The sequence below is a fragment of the Streptomyces sp. NBC_01116 genome (assembly GCF_041435495.1).
Classification (GTDB): domain Bacteria; phylum Actinomycetota; class Actinomycetes; order Streptomycetales; family Streptomycetaceae; genus Streptomyces.
On record NZ_CP108644.1, the window covers coordinates 3,085,866 to 3,103,880 of the forward strand.

Consider the following 18,015-nt stretch of genomic DNA (forward strand, 5'->3'; position numbering starts at 1 on the left):
CACGGGGGTGGATTTCCGTCCGGCATCCGGCGGGCAGCTGCCGGGAAACCCCTCCGAGCGGCGGGATCCGGACGCAAGCAGGCACTTTTGCGCCCACAGCCGACCATTCAAGATCATTTAAAGGTGACCGCCGGGCGTGTTGTCAGCGGCAGGTGCGAGGATGCCTCCAGCACGGATCTGCGAGGTCGGAGTCTCGCGGTGCGTGACGACCTGTACGGACGACGTGTCCGTGCCGGGTGGGGGGAATCACAGGGCGTTTCCCCTGCCGGGCACCCCCGCGCAGAAGGGACCGCCGACGGCGATGCAGATCCGGCTGACCGTCCTCGCGCCGCGCAGCGGCCAGACCTCGGCGCGCACCTGCGACGTGCTCGTCACCGCGCCCGCCGGGACAGCGCTGGCCGCCGTCGCCTCCCAGCTGGCCGCCGCCGTGTCGGGGCCCGAGAGCTCCCAGGGCGGCGGGGCCGTCGTGCTCTTCGCCGGACGGGAGCGGCTGGACGGTCACCGCGTCGCGCTGGGCGAACCGCCCCTGGTGGACGGCGCGGTGCTCTCGCTCCAGGTCCCCGGCGACGACGAGGCGACGGACGACCCCGTTCCGGCCCAGCTCCACGTGGTGGCGGGCCCCGACGCGGGCGGCGTCCACCTGCTGCACGGCGGGCAGATCCGGATCGGCCGCTCCGCCGACGCGGACGTCCCGCTCGACGACCCGGACGTCTCCCGGCTGCACTGCGCGGTGACGGTCGCCGACGACGGCCGGGTCTCGGTCGCCGACCTCGGTTCGACGAACGGCACCTCGCTGGACGGCGTCGAGGTGCGCGAGCGGCCGGTCCGCCTCGCCCCCGGCGCGCTGCTGCGGCTCGGCGAGTCCGCCCTCCGCCTCACGGCGGGCTCCCGTCCGACGAAGCTGCCGACCGCCCCGGACGGCGAGGGACACCTGCGGGTGGCCCGCGCCGAGACGGGCTCTCCCGCCGCGGGCCACGGCTCCGGCGGGCCTCTTCCCGCGCACGCCCACGGCTACGGCGCGCCGGCCTCCCCGTCCCCCGCCTCCGCCTCCACGGCGCCCTCCGGGCCCCACGGCGGCTCCGGAGCCCCGGGTTCCTCCCCCGACGCGGCCTCCTGGCCGGAGCACGCCGGGGCCGGACCCGGCGCGTATCAGAAACACGGCCCCCACGCCCGCGGCGAGGAGTTCGCCGACGCCCCGACGCCCCGACGCGGCATAGGAGCATGGGCGAGGCGGCTCAAGGGCGGCGCGAAGGCCGAACAGGCTCCGGGCCCGGAGACCGGCGCCGGGCGGCGTGGCGAGGCGTACGGCGCCTCCCCCGCCCCGGACGGTCCGGGCGGCCCGACAGCCCACGGATCAGCGACGTCCGGATCAGGCGCGCACGGCTCGGGCACGTACGGCTCCGGCTCGGCGTCCCACGACTTCACGGGCGGCTCCCCCGATCCGTCCGGCGGCCCGTCGGGCGCCGGGCACCTCGCCTCCCCGGCATCCCCCGGCTCGCCCTTCTCCGCGCTGCCCACCGCCCCCGAGGGCACCTGGCCGGATCCGGCGGCCGTGCTGCTGACCGCGCTGGGCCCGGGTCCCCGGCTCTGGGAGCGCCACCCGGAGCACCCGGAGGCGCTGGTGGTGCGGCTCGGCACGACCGACCGGGCCGAGGTGCCCGCCGTGCCGGTGACCGTGGGGCTGCGGGAGGCCGGTTCGCTGGGGCTCGCCGGTCCGCGCGCCCGGCTGGCGGGTCTGGCCCGCGCGACGGTGGCGCAGCTCGCCGCGCTGCACTCTCCGTTCGACCTGGAGATCGTCCTCATCAGCACCGACCGCTCCCGGCCGCTGGAGGAGCGGCGGCGGGAGTGGTCCTGGCTGGGGTGGCTGCCGCATCTGCGCCCGACGCACGGACAGGACTGCCGGCTGCTCCTCGCCTACGAGCGTGAGCAGGCGGAGGCCCGTACGGCCGAGCTGGTGCGCCGCCTGGACGAGGGCCCCCTCGGACCCGGCTGGCCGCACCTGGACCGGGCCTCCGTGGCCGAGGCGGCCCGCGCCCACACGGGCCCGCACACGGTGGTCGTCCTGGACGGCGACCCCGGTACGGCGATGCTGCGCGAGACCACGGCGCGGCTGGCCGGGGCGGGCGCGGCGGCCGGGATCCATCTGATCTGCCTGGCCGAGACCCCGTCCTCCTCCCCCACCTCCCCGGTGGCCGCGACGTACGAGGCGGCCTGCCGGGCCTCCATCGCCTTCCGGGAGTGCGGGGCCGTCGCGATGCTGAGCGGGGACGTCGCCACGGCGCTGCGCCTGTTGCGCACGGCGGGCGGGCAGGCCGCGGGGCACGGGACGGTGGCCGCGGTGGACGCGGTGTCGGCGGCCTGGGCCGAGCGGTTCGGGCGGGCCCTGGCACCCCTGCGCGAGGAGGGCTCGGCCGCGCTGGCGGGCCGCCCGACGACCGCGGCGCTGCCGCCGTCCGCCCGCCTGCTGGACGAGCTGGGCCTGGCCCGGGCCACGCCGGCCTCGCTGATGGCCCGCTGGGCGTCCACGGCGGAGGCCCAGCCCGGCGCCTCGGCACCCCGGCCCGCCGCCCCGGCCCGCTCGGAGCCGGACAGCCCCAATTCCGGGCGCACCCTCAGCGCGGGCCCGCGCGTCGGCCCGCAGCGCACCGCCGCCGCCTCCTCCGACCGGGACTCCGGCCGCACGCCGTACCCGGCGGCGGGCGCCCCCGACCCGGAGCGCACGCCGTACCCGCCGCTGGACGCCCGCGACTCCGGGCGCACGCCGTATCCGGGCTCCCAGCGTTCCGGACCGGGGCAGGCGTCCGGGGCCGGGTCCGGGGAGCGGGCCGACGCCGCCGCGCCCCCGGCCGGGGCCACCCGCACCGGCCGCCCGGTCCTCGTGCTCGGGGCGGGCCCCCGGGGCCCCCTGAGCGTCGATCTCGCCGACGAGGGGCCGCATCTGCTGATCGAGGGGCCGCCGGGCAGCGGCCGCACCGAGCTGCTCCGGGCCGTCGCCGCCTCGCTCGCCTCCGCGGCCCGGCCCGACCGGCTCGGCATCCTGCTCGTCGACGGATCCGGCGGCGAGCACGGGGAGCGCGGCGAAGGTCTGCTCCCCTGTACGGAGCTGCCGCATGTCTTCACCCACCTCGTGGCGTGCGACCCGGTCCGGATGCGGGAGTTCGCGCAGGCCCTGGGCGGCGAGCTGAAGCGGCGCGCCGAGCTGCTCGGCGACCTGGACTTCGCCGCCTGGCACGAGCGGCACGCCCAGCGGCAGGCACCGCCCCGCATCGTGGGCCAGCGGCCGCCGAGCGGGGCCGAGCGGCGCGGCGATCTGGACTCCCCGGCCAGCGGCACCCTGCGGCTGCGCCCCGCCGCCCGGTCCGGGGACCCCGGCCCCTCCCCGCTGCCCCGCCTCGTCGTCCTCGCCGACGACTTCGACGCGCTGGTCGCCCCGGCGCTCGGCAGTCCCGGCCGGCCCGCCGCCGGTTCGGTGGTGCGGGCGCTGGAGGCCGTGGCCCGGGACGGCGGGCGGCTCGGGGTGCACCTGGTCGCCACCTCCGCGCGCCCGGACCGCACCGAGGACACCGAGCTGGCCCGTGGCGCCCGGCTGCGCATCGTGCTGGACGCCCCGGTGCAGCCGCCGTCCCCGGACGAGCCGGCCCCCGGCCGGGGCAGGCTGGGGCATCCGGACGGCCGGGTGACGCCGTTCCAGGGCGGCCGGGTCACCGGCCGCATCCCGCGTACGGCGACGCTGCGGCCCACCGTCGTCCCGCTGGAGTGGGAGCGGATGGGCGATCCGCCGACCCGGCGCCCGGTCCGGGAGCTGGGAAACGGGCCGACCGACCTGGCGCTGCTCGCCAGTGCGCTGGAGCGCGCGGCCCGTTCGGTGAACGCCGAGCGGCTGCCGGCGCTGGTGCCGTTCCCGGCCTGACCCGGCTTTCGGCATCGGTGCGTTTCCCAGCCTGACGTGGCCACCGGCACCGGTGCGTGTCGCGGCCTGGAGCCCCATCGGCGCGACCCGCGCCCGCCCCTGGCCCGGCCACCGTCTCGACGCGCTCCTACCCCTGCCCCGGGAAGGCTTCCGACATGCCCTGACATGACGTCACGAGGCGATCACGATAAGCCCGTTGGGCCCCATGGCGGTATTGCGGGGCCCGTGCACCGGGCGTAGGACTGTGCGCACGGACGACGTGGTCCGGGCATGCGGACGTGGCCGGACGCGTACAGAAGAGACGGGGCAGGAATGCGCACAACCTTCTCGATACGCAGGGCCGCAGTCGTGTTCGCGGCGGTCGGCGCTCTGGCGCTCACCGGCTGCGGAGGCGGCGGAGACGGCGGAGACGGCAAGAAGACGACGGACGACGGCTCGGACAAGGGCACGGACAGCGCGTCCACGGTGACCCTGCCGAAGCTGGACGGTGAGGACATCTCCGTCGCCGCGGTCTGGACCGGACCCGAGCAGGAGAACTTCACCAAGGTGCTGGACGAGTTCGAGAAACGTACGGGCGCGAGCGTCACCTTCGTCCCGGCGCAGGACCCGATCATCAACTTCCTGGGCACCAAGATCGCGGGCAAGCAGCCGCCGGACGTGGCGATGATCCCGCAGGTCGGCGCCATCCAGCAGGCGGCGGCGAAGAAGTGGGCCAAGCCGGTCGGCGCCGAGGCGAAGGCGCAGCTCGACAAGAACTACGCGAAGGTCTGGCAGGACCTCGGCGCGGTGGACGGCACCCAGTACGGCGTGTACTTCAAGGCGGCCAACAAGTCCCTGATCTGGTACAACGCCGCCGCGTTCGACAACGCGGGGGCGAGCGAGCCGAAGACCTGGAAGGACTTCCTGACGACCGCGGAGACCGTCTCCGCCTCCGGCGTCACGCCGGTCTCGGTGGGCGGCGCGGACGGCTGGACCCTGACCGACTGGTTCGAGAACGTCTACCTCTCCCAGGCGGGGCCGGAGAAGTACGACCAGCTGGCGAAGCACGAGATCCCGTGGACCGACCCGTCCGTCAAGGACGCGCTGACCACGCTGGCCGGGCTGTGGGGGAAGCCGGAGCTGATCGCGGGCGGCGCGGACGGGGCGCTCCAGACGGAGTTCCCGGCCTCGGTGACCCAGACGTTCACCGGGGGCGACCAGCCCAAGGGCGCGATGGTCTTCGAGGGCGACTTCGTCTCCATCAACATCGCGCAGACCGAGGCGAAGATCGGCACGGACGCCAAGGTCTTCCCGTTCCCGGCGGTCGGCGCGGACTCCCCCGTGGTGACCGGCGGCGACGCGGCGGTGGCGCTGAAGGACACCAAGGGCGCGCAGGCGCTGCTGACCTGGCTGGCCTCCTCCGACGCGGCGAAGATCTGGGCCGAGGCGGGCGGGTTCATCTCCCCGAACAAGGGCCTGGACCTGAAGGCGTACCCGAACGACGTGCAGCGCACGATGGCCCAGGCGCTGATCGACGCCGGTGACGACGTCCGCTTCGACATGTCCGACCAGGCCCCGCAGTCGTTCGGCGGAACGCCGGGGAAGGGCGAGTGGAAGATCCTCCAGGACTTCCTGAAGAACCCGAAGGACATCGTGGGGACCCAGAAACAGCTGGAGTCCGAAGCGGTCAAGGCGTACAAGAGCTGACGCCGTGACGACAGCGACCGCGGGGGGCGCCGGTTCGGTGCCCCCCGCCGACGACACGCATCCCCGTCCGTCCCCGTCCCCGGACCCGAAGAGGTCCCGCCGGAGCGTGACCGGCACCCGCAGGGTCATCGCGGCGGCGTTCCTGCTGCCCGCGCTGGTGCTGCTCGGCGCGCTGGTGCTCTATCCGATCGGGTACTCGGTCTACCGGTCGTTCTTCGACCAGGCCGGCACGGGCTTCGCCGGGTTCGACAACTACACGGCGCTGTTCACCGACGCCACCATCGTCACGGCGGTGAAGAACAACGCGATCTGGGTGGTCTTCGCCCCGACGGTCGCCACCGCGCTCGGGCTGATCTTCGCGGTGCTGACCGAGCGGATCCGCTGGGGCACCGCGTTCAAGCTGATCGTCTTCATGCCGATGGCGATCTCGATGCTGGCGGCGGGCATCATCTTCCGGCTGGTGTACGACCAGGCTCCCGAGCGGGGTGTGGCCAACGCGGTGGCGGTGGGCGTGCACGACACGTTCAACCAGTCCTCCGGCTTCCCGAAGGCGCGCCCGCTGCCCGTGCACCCGCTGGAGAAGGGTGACGGCGGGGCGTATCTGTCCAAGGAGCCGGTCCGGGCGGGCCAGCCGCTGCGGGTGCCGCTGGTCGGCGTGGCCCCGGCGAAGATGCCGGGCGACGCGCGGCCGGCGAAGGCGGCCCCGGCGGCGTCCGGGGACGAAATCGCGGGCACGGCCTGGCTGGACTTCACGCGGGGCGGCGGCGGGAAGCCGAATGTCGTCGACCCGGAGGAGCTGGGCCTGAAGGGCCTGAAGGTCGAGGCCGTGAAGGACGGGAAGGTCGTCGCCACGGCCACGGCCGGAGCGGACGGGGTGTTCACGCTGCCCGCTTCGGCGGACGGGGCCCAACTACGCCTGCCGGCGGACAACTTCCGCGAACCGTACAACGGCGTCGACTGGCTCGGACCGTCCCTCGTGACGCCCGGGATCATCGGCAGTTACGTCTGGATGTGGGCCGGCTTCGCGATGGTGCTGATCGCGGCGGGGCTGGCCGGTCTGCCGCGTGAGCTCCTGGAGGCCGCGCGGGTGGACGGCGCCAACGAGTGGCAGGTGTTCCGCCGCATCACGGTGCCGATGCTGGCGCCGGTGCTCGCGGTGGTCCTGGTGACGCTGATGATCAACGTGCTGAAGGTCTTCGACCTGGTGTTCATCATCGCGCCGGGCTCCTCGCAGGACGACGCGAACGTGCTGGCGCTCCAGCTGTACAGGTCCTCGTTCGGCACGGACGCGGACCTGGGGATCGGGAGCGCGATCGCGGTGCTCCTGCTGCTGCTGGTGATCCCGGTGATGCTGTTCAACATCCGCCGGATCCGGAAGGAGGGACGCCGATGACGGGCCACGCCCGCCCCGTGCCGCCTCCCGGCCGGGGGCCCGGGGGTCGCCCCCCGGGAGAACGCAGCAACATCCGACGGATCCGGAAGGAGGGACGCCGATGAGCGCACCCGACGCATCGATCAAGGCCAAGCGGTCCCTCGGCGCCCGGATCGCCGCCCGTGCCGGGGGCGGGGTGATGCGGGTCTTCCTGATCCTGGTCGCCCTGTTCTGGCTGATGCCCACGATCGGCCTGCTGCTGTCCTCGCTGCGCGGGCCGCAGGACATCGCGGCCACCGGCTGGTGGAAGGTCTTCACCGCCCCGTCGGAGATGACCTTCGACAACTACCAGCGGCTGCTGGACAATTCGACGATCACCGGCTCGCTCGTCAGCACGATCATGATCACGGTGCCCTCCACGGTGCTGGTGGTGGTCATCGGCTCACTGGCCGGATACGCCTTCGCGTGGATGGAGTTCCCCGGCCGCGACTGGTGGTTCCTGCTGGTCGTCGGGTTGCTGGTGGTGCCGGTGCAGGTCGCGCTGATCCCGGTCTCCGAGCTGTTCGGCACCATCGGGATCTTCGAGACGACGCTCGGGGTCGTGCTGTTCCACACGGCGTTCGGCCTGCCGTTCGCGATCTTCCTGCTGCGGAACTTCTTCGCGGAGATCCCCCGTGAGCTGCTGGAGGCCGCTCGGCTCGACGGGGCGGGCGAGATCCGGCTGTTCACCCGCGTCGTCATGCCGCTGGGCGGTCCGGCGATCGCCTCGCTCGGGATCTTCCAGTTCCTGTGGGTGTGGAACGACATGCTGGTCGCGCTGATCTTCGCGGACTCCGAGTCGCCGCCGATCACCGTGGCGCTCCAGCAGCAGGTCCGCCAGTTCGGCAACAACATCGACGTACTGGCGCCCGGCGCGTTCGTGTCGATGGTGATCCCGCTGGCGGTGTTCTTCGCCTTCCAGCGGCAGTTCGTGTCCGGCGTGATGGCGGGCGCCGTCAAGTAGCCCTCGCCACACGGCCGTACGCCCTCGAAGGCGTAGGTCGTCGAAGACGTACGGCTGTACGTCAACCCGAAGCGGCCCGGTTCCCCGGAACCGGGCCGCTTCGCCGTCTCCGTCCCCCGATTGCCGCGTCCGGCGTAACCCTGTCATTCCATCCGACGTTTGCGCTCTGCCTGGTTCCCGCGAACGATCGACCCATGGATGTGTAGTGCCCCGGTTCTCCGTCATCGTGCCCGCATTCCGGGTCCAGGCGTATCTGCACGCGTGTCTGGATTCCGTGCTGGCCCAGTCCTTCAAGGACTACGAGATCGTCGTGGTCGACGACTGCTCCCCCGACGCCTGTGGGCCGATCGCCGACGAGTACGCCCGCCGGGACCCTCGTGTCACCGCACTCCACCTCCCCCGCAACACCGGCCTGGGACCGGCCCGCAACGCCGGGATGGGCCGGGCGTCCGGCGACTACCTGATCTTCCTCGACGGCGACGACACGCTGCTGCCGGACGCACTCCAGACCATCGCCGACCGGATCGACGCGACCGGCGGGCCCGACGTCCTGATGTACGACTACGCCCGCACGTACTGGACGGGCCGCAGCGTGCGCAACGTCCTGGCCGCCCACCTCGACGAGGGCGGGCCCGACCGCTTCCGGCTGACCGACCGCCCCGAGCTGCTGCAGCTCCTCATGGTCGTCTGGAACAAGGCGTACCGCCGCGCCTTCATCGAGGCCGAGGAGTTCACCTTCCCGCCCGGCTACTACGAGGACACCCCCTGGACCTACCCGGTGCTGATGTCGGCCGGGTCGATCGCGGTGCTGGACGCGGTCTGCGTCTCCTACCGGCAGCGGCGGCGCGGCAACATCCTCTCCACCACCAGCGAGAGGCACTTCGACGTCTTCGACCAGTACGACCGGGTGTTCGCGTTCATCGACGCGCGCCCCGAACTCGCCCTGTGGCGGCCGGTGATGTTCCGCCGGATGCTGGACCACTTCTCGGCGCTGTTCGCCTCCAAGGACCGGCTGCCGCACCACAGCCGCGCCGCGTTCTTCCGCCGGGCGGCCGCGTCCTGCCGCCGCTACCGCACCCCCGGCGCCCCGGTCCCCCGGCGGGCGCTGCTGCGGCACGGCCTGTTGCGGCTCGGCGCGCGGCGCACCTACCAGGCGCTGTCGGGGGCCCAGCGCCTCGGCGGCCGGCTGCGCCGGGGGTCGGCGGCCGTGCGCCGGGCGGTGCGGGGCGCGGCGCTGCGGGCGCACTACCGGATCCAGTCGCGGCTGCCGCTGCGCTCCCGGGACGCGGTGTTCGCCGCCCGGGGCGGGGGCGGGTACACGGGCAGCCCGGCGGCGATCGAGGCGAAGGTCCGCGAGCTGGTCCCGCAGGTGCGGACGGCCTGGATCTGCCGGCCCGTCGACGCCCACACCGTGCCGACCGGCACCCGGCACCTCGCGCCCGGCACCTTCGCCCACTGGACGGCACTGGCCCGCTCGGCGTACCTGGTGAACGACTCCGCCTTCGACCGGGGGCTGGTCAAGCGCCGGGGCCAGATCCTGCTCCAGACGCACGAGGGCACACCGCTGCGGACCGTGGGCACCGATCTGCTGGACCGGCCCGCCGCCGCCCGGGGCACCGACTTCGAGCAGCTGCTGCGCTCGGTGGACACCTGGGACTTCTCCCTCTCGGCGAACCCGCACTCCACCCTCGTACGGGAGAGGGCCTATCCGTCCGCGTACACGACGCTGGAGTACGGATCGCCGCGCAACGACGTGTACCACCGCACCGCTCCGGCCGACGTGGCGCGGCTGCGCGAGACGCTGGGGATCCCGGCGGGCAGCACGGCCCTGCTGTACGCCCCGACGCACCGCGACTACCGGCGGGTCCAGCGGCCCGCCCTGGACCTGGAGCGGCTGGTCCGGGTGCTGGGCCCGCAGTTCGTGGTCCTGTCCCGGGCGCCGCACCCCGCGGGCCCCGGCGGTCGGCGGGCGCGGCATCCGCGGATCATCGACGTCCACGGGCACCGGTCCGTGGAGACGCTGGCGCTCGCCTCGGACGCGCTGATCACGGACTACGCCTCGCTGATGTTCGACTACGTCAACCTGGACCGCCCGGTGGTGCTGCACCTCGCCGACATCGAGGCGTACGAGGCGGCCCGGGGCACCTACTTCGACATCACGGCGTTCCCGCCCGGCATCGTGGCCCGGGGCCAGGACGAGCTGTTCGACATCTTCGCAACGGACCACTGGCGGGGCTCCCGCTCGGCGCAGTTGCGGGCCGCGTTCCGGGCCCGGTTCTGTCCGTACGACGACGGGTACGCCGCCGAGCGGGTGGTGCGGCGGGTCTTCCTCGGGGAGACGGACGGGCTGCCGCTGCCGGTGCCGTCCGCCGCGCGCCGGACGCCCGCGGCCCTTCCGGCGCAGGACGGGGCCGGAGCGGGCGTCAAGGGCTGACCCCGGCCCGTCGCCCGACGCGTCCTCCGGGTGCGCTCCGGGCCTGCTCCGGGCCTGCTCAGCGCTCCAGGAACGCGAACAGCTCCTCCCAGCGGCGCAGCGTCTCCGGCTCGGAGAACCGCTGGACGCCGGACCGGGCCCGCGCGCCCATCGCGTCGCGCAGCCGGGGGTTGCCGGTGAGCCGCAGCAGCCGGTCGGCGAGGGCGGCGACGTCCCCGGCGGGGGCCAGGAGCCCGTCCTCGCCGTCGCGGACGATCTCCCGCACCCCGGGCGCGCAGTCGAAGGCGGCGCAGGGCACACCGCTCGCCATCGCCTCCAGCAGGGCCAGCGGGAAGCCCTCGCCCCGGGAGGACTGGACGAAGACGGAGGCCCCGGCGAGGGCCCGCTCGACGTCGTCGGTGCGGCCCATCCACTCCACGGATCCGTCGAGGCCGAGGCCGGTGCACCGCGCCTTCAGCGCGGCCTCGTCCTCGCCGGCCCCGTAGACGCGCAGCCGCCAGTCGGGGCGGGCGGGGGCGACCAGGGCCCAGGCGTCCAGCAGCAGGTCGATGCCCTTCTGGTCGCTGAGCCGGCCGATGCTGGCGACGGTCCTCGCGGTGCGCGGGGAGGGCACGGCGGGGAGGCGGGAGAGGGCGTTCGGCAGGAAGCCGACGTTGTTCATGCCGTCCCCGGCCCACTGGTCGGCGTCCTCCTCAGTGAGGACGAGCCAGTGGTCGAGGTCCTTGTAGTGGTTCTTGATCCAGCGGTAGCGGTGGCTCGCGCGGGAGTAGCCGTAGGACTCGTGGCTCATGCCGATGACCCGCAGCCCGCTGGTGTCGGCCTCCCCGACCCATTCCATCGCCCAGACCTGGGTGACGATGACGACCGCGCCGGGGCGGGCGGTCGCGAAGGTCTCCGAGAGCCGGGCGACCGCCCGCTTCTTGGCGGCGACCCGGGCCGCCTCCCTGCGCCGGGTCGGGAGGCGGAAGCGGTCACGGACGCCGTGGGGCGTCCAGGGGGTCGGGGGGTGGGCGGGATAGAGGGCGGTGACGGGGTGGGCGGGCTCCGCGGGCAGCGCCATCGTGAGGTCGGAGGCGTGGATGCCGATGGTGTGGACCCGGTGCCCCTGGGCGGCGAAGAGGCGGGCGGTCTGGTGCATCCAGGCGGTGACGCCGCCGAGTTCGTCGGTGCTGTTGGAGACGATGAAGATGTCGCGGCTCATCGGCCGGCCCCCCGGTCGTGGTCGATGGTGTGGCGGGCGCCCCGGGAGGATCCGGGGGCGAAGACGGCGGCGACGGTCCGGCGGGCGGCGTCGCCCCGGTCGTAGGCCCCGAACCGCCGGGTGAACGCCCGGCGTCGGTCGGCGTAACCGGTGTCGGACCTCTTCAGTTCCGCGAGGGCCGCGAACAGTTCCTCCTGCGTTCCGGCCACCGGCCCCGGGGCCTCCTCCCGCAGGTCGAAGTAGCTGCCGCGCTCGGCCGCGTACGCCTCCAGGTCGGGAGCGAACAGCACGACGGGCCGGTCGAGGAGGGCGAAGTCGAACATGATGGAGGAGTAGTCGGTGATCAGCACATCGGTGAGGGCGAGGAGTTCGCTGACGTCGTGGTGGCGCGAGACGTCGACGACGGTCCCGGGCGGACAGACCGGCAGCCGGGCGGACTCCAGGTAGTGGGCGCGTACGAGCAGGGTGTGGGTGTCGCCGAAGCGCTCCGCGAACTCCCGCACGTCCAGGAGGAGTCGGGTCCTGCGCTGCTTTCCGGGGCCGCCCCGGAACGTGGGGGCGTACAGCACGGTCTTCTTGTGGTCGTCCAGGCCGAGCGCCCCGGCGAGCGGCGGGCGCGGCAGCCGTCCCTCGGTCTCGGCCCGGTCGCGCTCGGCGATCAGGGCGTCGTTGCGCGGGTAGCCGGTGCGCAGGAGCCGTTCCTCGGGCAGCCGGTAGGCGCGGGCGAGGGTGTTCACGTCGTGCTCGGAACGGACGAGGAAGTGGTCGAAGCGGTCCACGGCCCGCTGGAGACGTTCGCGCAGGGGGGCGTTCTGGAGCCGTACGCGGGTCTCGTCGAAGCCCATCCGTTTGTACGCGGAGCCGTGCCAGGTCTGGAGGTACGTGGTGTGCCGGGGCTTGTGCAGCTGCTGCGGGAAGCCCTGGTTGTCGACCCAGTACTCGGCGCGGGCCAGCGCCCACAGATAGCGCCAGGACCACCGGCGTACGAGGCGGGCGTCGGCCGGGAAGCCGGCCGGTGAGGGGTCGTAGGACCAGGTGGCGTGGAGTTTCAGGCCCTGGCGGCGGATCTCCTCGTACAGGGCGCGCGGGCTGTCGCCGTAGTTGGTGCCCATGTGGCTTTCGAGGACGACGGAGCCCCGGCGCACGGGGAGCCGGGTGAGCCAGGTGTTGTAGACGGGGGCCTTGAAGCCCCGGGAGCGGTAGCGGTCCAGGCGCCCCCGCAGGGACCGGGCGAGGAGCTTCGCCTTGCGGGCGGGCCGGAAGCGGGTGGCGTAGCGGACCAGGCGGTGGGCGGTGCGGGCCGGGCGGCGGCGGGCGGTCAGCCGGAGCGCGAAGTGGTCCTTGAGCGTGATGTAGGGCTCCCAGGTGTCCCCGGCGAGCCGCCCGAGCCGGGGCCGGGCGGCGAACCGCAGGGCCTCGTCCACCTGGTCCTGCGGGGCGAACAGGTCGCTGACGGACCGGGGCCCGTCGGGTCCCCCCGCGGTCACCGTCAGCCGCGCGTCCCACGCCGTGTCCCGGGCGCCGACGGGGCGCAGGCGGCGCGCGACGTCGGCCCGCGCGCGCCACGTGATCCCGTTGCCGTCGTGCCGGACCTCGTCGACCGGGAACGCGACGGCGCGCGCCCCGCCCCGGGCCCGGAACTCCAGGGTCGCGGTGAGAGGGGCATCGGGGGCCGGGCCGCCGTGGCCGGGCAGCACGAGGCGGCCTTCCAGCAGCAGGCGGCCCCGCTCGGCGGTGGCGCGGGTGAGCCGGTTCATCAGCCGCGCGTCGCCGAACGTGCGGTACTGGTGGCCGAGTTCGGTGACCTCGGCACCGGGCCCCTCCGGCGCCTCGTCGCCCCAGAACACCCGGCCGTCGGCGCCCGTCGTCAGCGGCGCGCACACGGTGGCGGGCCGGCTCAGCGCGTACGCCGCCGCGAGGAGCCCTTCGGCGTCGCCCCGGGCCAGCAGGCTCACGGCGACCCGCTCCAGCGGCGGCAGGCCCGGCAGGCCGTCCCGGAAGGGGCCGGTCAGCGCACGGACGGCGGCCGCGGCGACCCGGGCGCGGCGGGCGGCGGGCAGGCGGGGGAAGGACCGGGCGAGCGGCACCAGGTGGTCGCGGGCGAACGCCGTCTCCCGTTCCTCGCGCAGCTCGGACAGCCCTTGCGCGAGGAGGGTGTTGGCGACCCGGCGATGGGCCTCGACGAGGGCGGCGAGGTCGCGGGCCCGGTCGGGAACGGCCCGGCCGGTCACGATCAGCCGGCGGACCAGGGCGATCCGGCCGACCGCGGCGGCGGCGAGCGGGCCGAAGAGGATCTCGCCGTGCGTCAGGTCCTCCTCGTACCGGAGCCCGTGCCGTCTGGCGGCCTCGCGGCGCAGGCAGAATCCGGTCACGAGGGCGTCCCTGACGACGAGTTCGGGGGCGTCGGTGAAGCGGGCGAGGGTGCGGGAGCGGGCGTACAGCCCGCCCTGCCAGGACGGCTCCCGTTCCTTGCCGCCCTCGTCCGCGGTCCGGCTCCAGCGGCCGGCGATCAGGTCGGCGCGGCTTCGCTCGCCCGCCTGCCAGAGGTTGCGGCAGGCGTGCTTCTGGAGGCGTTCGCCGGTGGCGAGGACCAGGACGTACCGGCCGTCCGCCGCGTCCAGGCCCGCGTTGCGGAGGGCTCCGGTGGTGCGGACGGCCGGGTCGGCGTGGAGGAGGCGGACCCGCCCGGGGGCCCGGTCGGCGAGGGTCCGGGCGGCGGTGCGGACGGCCGGGGCGGCGGTGGAGGCGAGGACCACGACGGCCTCGGCCCCGCGCAGCGACTGGCCGAGGACGGACTCCACGGAGGCGCGCAGGGCGTCGGCGCCTCCGGGTCCCTCGCCGTCCCCGCTGCCGGTGATCACACAGCTGAAGTCGCTCATGCCTGCTCCCCCTTGAGCATCCGGTCGACGACCGCGGCGGCGGCGGTCCCGTCGTCGAGGTCGCAGAACGTCTCCCGGAACCGCTCGTACGCCTCCCGGTGCCCGGCGGTGGCGGTCTCCGGGTCGCGCAGTGCCGCCACGATCCCGGCGGAGTCGGGGACGAGGGGTCCGGGGGCGCGCTGCTCGAAGTCGAAGCAGAATCCGCGCAGGGTGTCCCGGTAGTGGGCCAGGTCGTGGGTGTGGAAGAGCATCGGGCGGCCGGTCTGCGCGAAGTCGAACATGATCGAGGAGTAGTCGGTGACCAGGACGTCGCTGATCAGCAGCAGGTCGGCGACGTCCGGGTGGCGGGAGACGTCCCGGACGAAGGCGGTGTCGGGGACGCTGCCGCCGACGAGGTAGTGGCGGCGCACCAGCAGGACGTGGTCCTCACCGAGGCTCTCCCGGGCCCGCTCCAGGTCGAGTCGGAGGTCGAACCCGTGGCGCCCGCCCTGCCGCGGGCGGTCCTCGCGCCAGGTGGGGGCGTACAGGATTACGCGCCGCCCCTCGGGGAGCGCGAGCCGTTCGCGTACGGCGGCGGCGGTCCCGTCCCGGTCGGGGGCGTGGAGCAGGTCGTTGCGCGGGTAGCCGCACTCCAGGACCTCGCCCGAGTAGCCGAAGGCGCGGCGCAGCACGGGGGTGGAGAAGCTGTTCGGGGAGACGAGCACGCTCCACTGGGCGGAGCGGTGTTCCATGGACGCCATGTAGGCGGCGTCGGCGTGCGGGGCGCCCGCGAGGTCGCGGCCGATGCGTTTGAGCGGGGTGCCGTGCCAGGTCTGGACGACGGTCTGGCCCTCGGCACGCTCGAACCACTCGGGCAGGTGGGTGTTGGTGACGATCCAGCGGCTGCGGGCCAGCGCGTCGTACCAGTCGGCACTGTGCAGGGCGACGGGGCGGACGCCTTCGGGCACCGCCGCCTGCTGGTCGCGCACCACCCACAGGTGCTCGATGTCCCGGCCCCGGGAAGCGAGTTCGCGGTGGACGGCGCGGGGCGAATCGGAGTACTGACGGCCGTCGAAGCTGGAGTAGAGGACGGCCGGGCGCAGCTCGTCGACCGTGGCGGCGCGCAGCCCGGCGTACCGCTCGCGCTGGATCCGCTGTCCGTACGCGCCCCGCTCATCCACGGGCAGGGCGGAGACCGACTCCAGGACGAGCCGGTCGTGGTGGCGTCGCTGGAGGAGGAAGTCCCGGCCGTCGACCTGCCGTTGGGTCGGCAGGGCGGGGTGCAGCGGGGTGCTCGCCCGGAGCGGTCGGTAGGCCTCCGGGTCCCGCTCCCCCGGCTCGCGCAGGAAGAGGTACCAGCGTCCCTCGGCGAGGGGCAGCGCCCCGCCGGGTCCCTCGACGGCGGCGGGCGCGATCACGGCCCGGAAGCCGTCACCGTCTCCCCGCTCCAGGCCGACGACCACCTCCTCCCGGTGGCCGCTGTGCCGCAGGACGAGTTCCCGGAAGGCGCCCGTGGGCTCGGGGAAGGCGCCTTCGAGGATCAGGGCGCCCGGCTCCTCCCAGGCGGCGGAGGTGACGACGGGCTGGACGGGCCGGTCGGTGAGCACGAGGTCGCCCGAGGGGTTGGGGGCCGTGTGCAGTTCACGGCCGTCGGGCAGTGCGTAGCGTCCGTCCGGGCCGGCGGCCCGGGCGGCCACGGTCAACGGCGCACCCTCGCCCACGAGTTGGACGCCCCAGATGTCGTCCTGGCCCCGGAAGGCGCTGAGCGGGATGTCCGCCGCCCGGGAGCCGAGCGAGCCGCGCAGGGCGAACTCCCGCGTCTCCTTGGTGCGCCATTCGGTGAGCCGGAGGGCGACCGGCCCGGCGTCGCCGAGGATCTTCACCTCCAGCCGCACGGTGTCCTCGACCGCCGACTGCCCGGTCAGGACGGCCGCGACGCGCTCGGTGCGCAGCTCCAGCTTGTTGCCGGAGAGGACGGGGACGATACGGGTCCGCTCGTCGGTGTACGTCACGGCGGGCGGGGCCGGGGTGCCGACGAGCCGCATGGGGCCCCGGCGGGGCCGGCCCGCGCCGACGACGACGGCCTCCAGCTTCCAGGTCGTCCGCACGCCGCTCGCCTTCCCGGCGAGTCTGCGCGGGTCGACGACGGCGGTGAACCCGGCGCGGTCGTAGCGGTGCAGGGAGCGGCCGGAGAGGGCGGTGGCCTCGTCGCCCGGGACCGGACGGACCCGCAGGGGGATCAGCCGCTTCCCCGAGCGCAGCCAGCCGAGCCGGACCGGGCCGCCCGGGGCGTTCCGTACGTAGGCGTGGCCAGTCAGGTGGAGCAGCCCGTCCCGCCAGACGGCCTCGGTGAGGTGGGCGTGGACGGGCAGGTCGGCGGAGGTCAGCGCGGTCGTGGCGGGCGGCAGCGGGTCGCGGACGGCGGGGTGGTGGGCGCGGGGGCGGAGCAGTCCGGTGACGTGGAAGGTGTCCCGGTCCTTCTTCTCGTCGGCGAGGAGGGCGAGGAGTTCGGGCAGCCGGCGTTCGCGGATGAGCTGCCACTTGACCCGCAGGTGCAGGGGCAGTCCGGCGAGGACGGCGGGCTCGACGGTGGCGGCGAACGCGCCGGCGTGCTTCAGGAACGCCTCGTGGAACTCCGCGTCGCCGCCCCCGAGCGCCTCGATGAACAGCCACAGGTCGCCGGAGAGCGCGTGGGCGTCGTAGCGGCGCCTGGCCTCGGCCAGTCCGGGCCGGGCGGCGAGGAAGCGGCTGACGGTGGTGACGGCGGTGACCCGGTCGCGGATGCCCCGGGGCACGGCCCGCCGGGTGGTGATCGAGCCGTCGCGGTCGCGCCAGTGGTAGACGGGCTCCTCGACGACGTCGACGGAGCGGGCCAGGAAGTGGGCGGGCAGGACGACGGCGATGTCCTCGTACAGCACCCCGGTGGGGAAGGCGAAGGCGTGCTCGTCCCAGAAGGCGCGGCGGAAGACCTTGTTGCAGGCGATGCGGTCGCCGAGCAGGATCCAGTCCCTGGTGACGTGGGTGGCCCGCCGGGCCTTCTCCATCGGCTTGCGGAACATCGGGGACTGTTCGAGATCCCCGCCGGCCCGCAGCCGGAGCACGTTGCCGGTGGCGAAGTCGGAGCCGGAGCGGTCGAGTTCCGCGAGCATCCGGGCGTACGCGCCGGGCGGCACGACGTCGTCGCTGTCGACGAACGTCAGGAACTCCGCCCCGGGACGGGCCTCGCGCACCCCGGCGTTGCGGGCCGCGCCGAGCCCGGCGTTCTCCTGCCGCAGCAGCCGGAAGCGTGGATCGCGGTCCGCGAACTCCTGTGCCAGGGCGGGGCCGTTGTCGGTGGAGCCGTCGTCGACGAGGACGACCTCCAGGTCCGGCATGGTCTGCTCGGCGAGCGAGGACAGGCAGGCACCGAGGTACTCCTCGACGTTGTAGAGGGGGACGACGACGGTGAGACGGGGTGCCATCGCGGCGCACGATCCTTCCGGGCGGACGACATCAGGGGCAATGAGCGTCGGGGACTTGAGCTTCGGGGCGTGGGGCCCGTCGGGGGCCAT

General features: G+C 74.5%; 8 protein-coding genes. 5 read left to right on the top strand and 3 right to left on the bottom strand.

Annotated features, from left to right (window positions below):
• Window positions 1–301: 301 nt before the first annotated feature.
• From OG245_RS13460 to OG245_RS13480, 5 genes are all read left to right on the top strand, one after another.
• Window positions 302–3,910 (top strand): FHA domain-containing protein, encoded by a 3,609-nt coding sequence (locus OG245_RS13460; protein ID WP_371623752.1) that lies wholly within the window; start codon window positions 302–304, stop codon window positions 3,908–3,910.
• A gap of 312 nt (window positions 3,911–4,222) precedes the next feature.
• A complete protein-coding gene (locus tag OG245_RS13465; RefSeq protein WP_371623753.1) occupies window positions 4,223–5,596 on the top strand; it encodes an ABC transporter substrate-binding protein in 1,374 nt (457 codons plus the stop codon).
• Window positions 5,597–5,702: 106 nt separating this feature from the next.
• Window positions 5,703–6,989 (top strand): carbohydrate ABC transporter permease, encoded by a 1,287-nt coding sequence (locus OG245_RS13470; protein ID WP_371623754.1) that lies wholly within the window; start codon window positions 5,703–5,705, stop codon window positions 6,987–6,989.
• Window positions 6,990–7,089: 100 nt separating this feature from the next.
• Window positions 7,090–7,971, top strand: a complete 882-nt coding sequence (locus tag OG245_RS13475; protein ID WP_371623755.1) for a carbohydrate ABC transporter permease — start codon at window positions 7,090–7,092, stop codon at window positions 7,969–7,971.
• A gap of 205 nt (window positions 7,972–8,176) precedes the next feature.
• A complete protein-coding gene (locus OG245_RS13480) occupies window positions 8,177–10,405 on the top strand; it encodes a CDP-glycerol glycerophosphotransferase family protein (RefSeq protein WP_371623756.1) in 2,229 nt (742 codons plus the stop codon).
• A 58-nt stretch (window positions 10,406–10,463) separates the two neighbouring features.
• On the opposite strand, the gene OG245_RS13485 is transcribed toward OG245_RS13480, so the two are convergent.
• The 3 genes from OG245_RS13485 to OG245_RS13495 are packed head-to-tail and all read right to left on the bottom strand — an operon-like array spanning window position 10,464 to window position 17,925.
• Window positions 10,464–11,606 (bottom strand): glycosyltransferase, encoded by a 1,143-nt coding sequence (locus tag OG245_RS13485; RefSeq protein ID WP_371623757.1) that lies wholly within the window; start codon window positions 11,604–11,606, stop codon window positions 10,464–10,466.
• Window positions 11,603–14,485 (bottom strand): CDP-glycerol glycerophosphotransferase family protein, encoded by a 2,883-nt coding sequence (locus OG245_RS13490; protein WP_371623758.1) that lies wholly within the window; start codon window positions 14,483–14,485, stop codon window positions 11,603–11,605. Before OG245_RS13490 ends, OG245_RS13485 begins: the two co-directional genes overlap by 4 nt.
• A complete protein-coding gene (locus tag OG245_RS13495) occupies window positions 14,482–17,925 on the bottom strand; it encodes a CDP-glycerol glycerophosphotransferase family protein (RefSeq protein WP_371623759.1) in 3,444 nt (1,147 codons plus the stop codon). Before OG245_RS13495 ends, OG245_RS13490 begins: the two co-directional genes overlap by 4 nt.
• Between the last annotated feature and the right edge of the window lie 90 nt (window positions 17,926–18,015).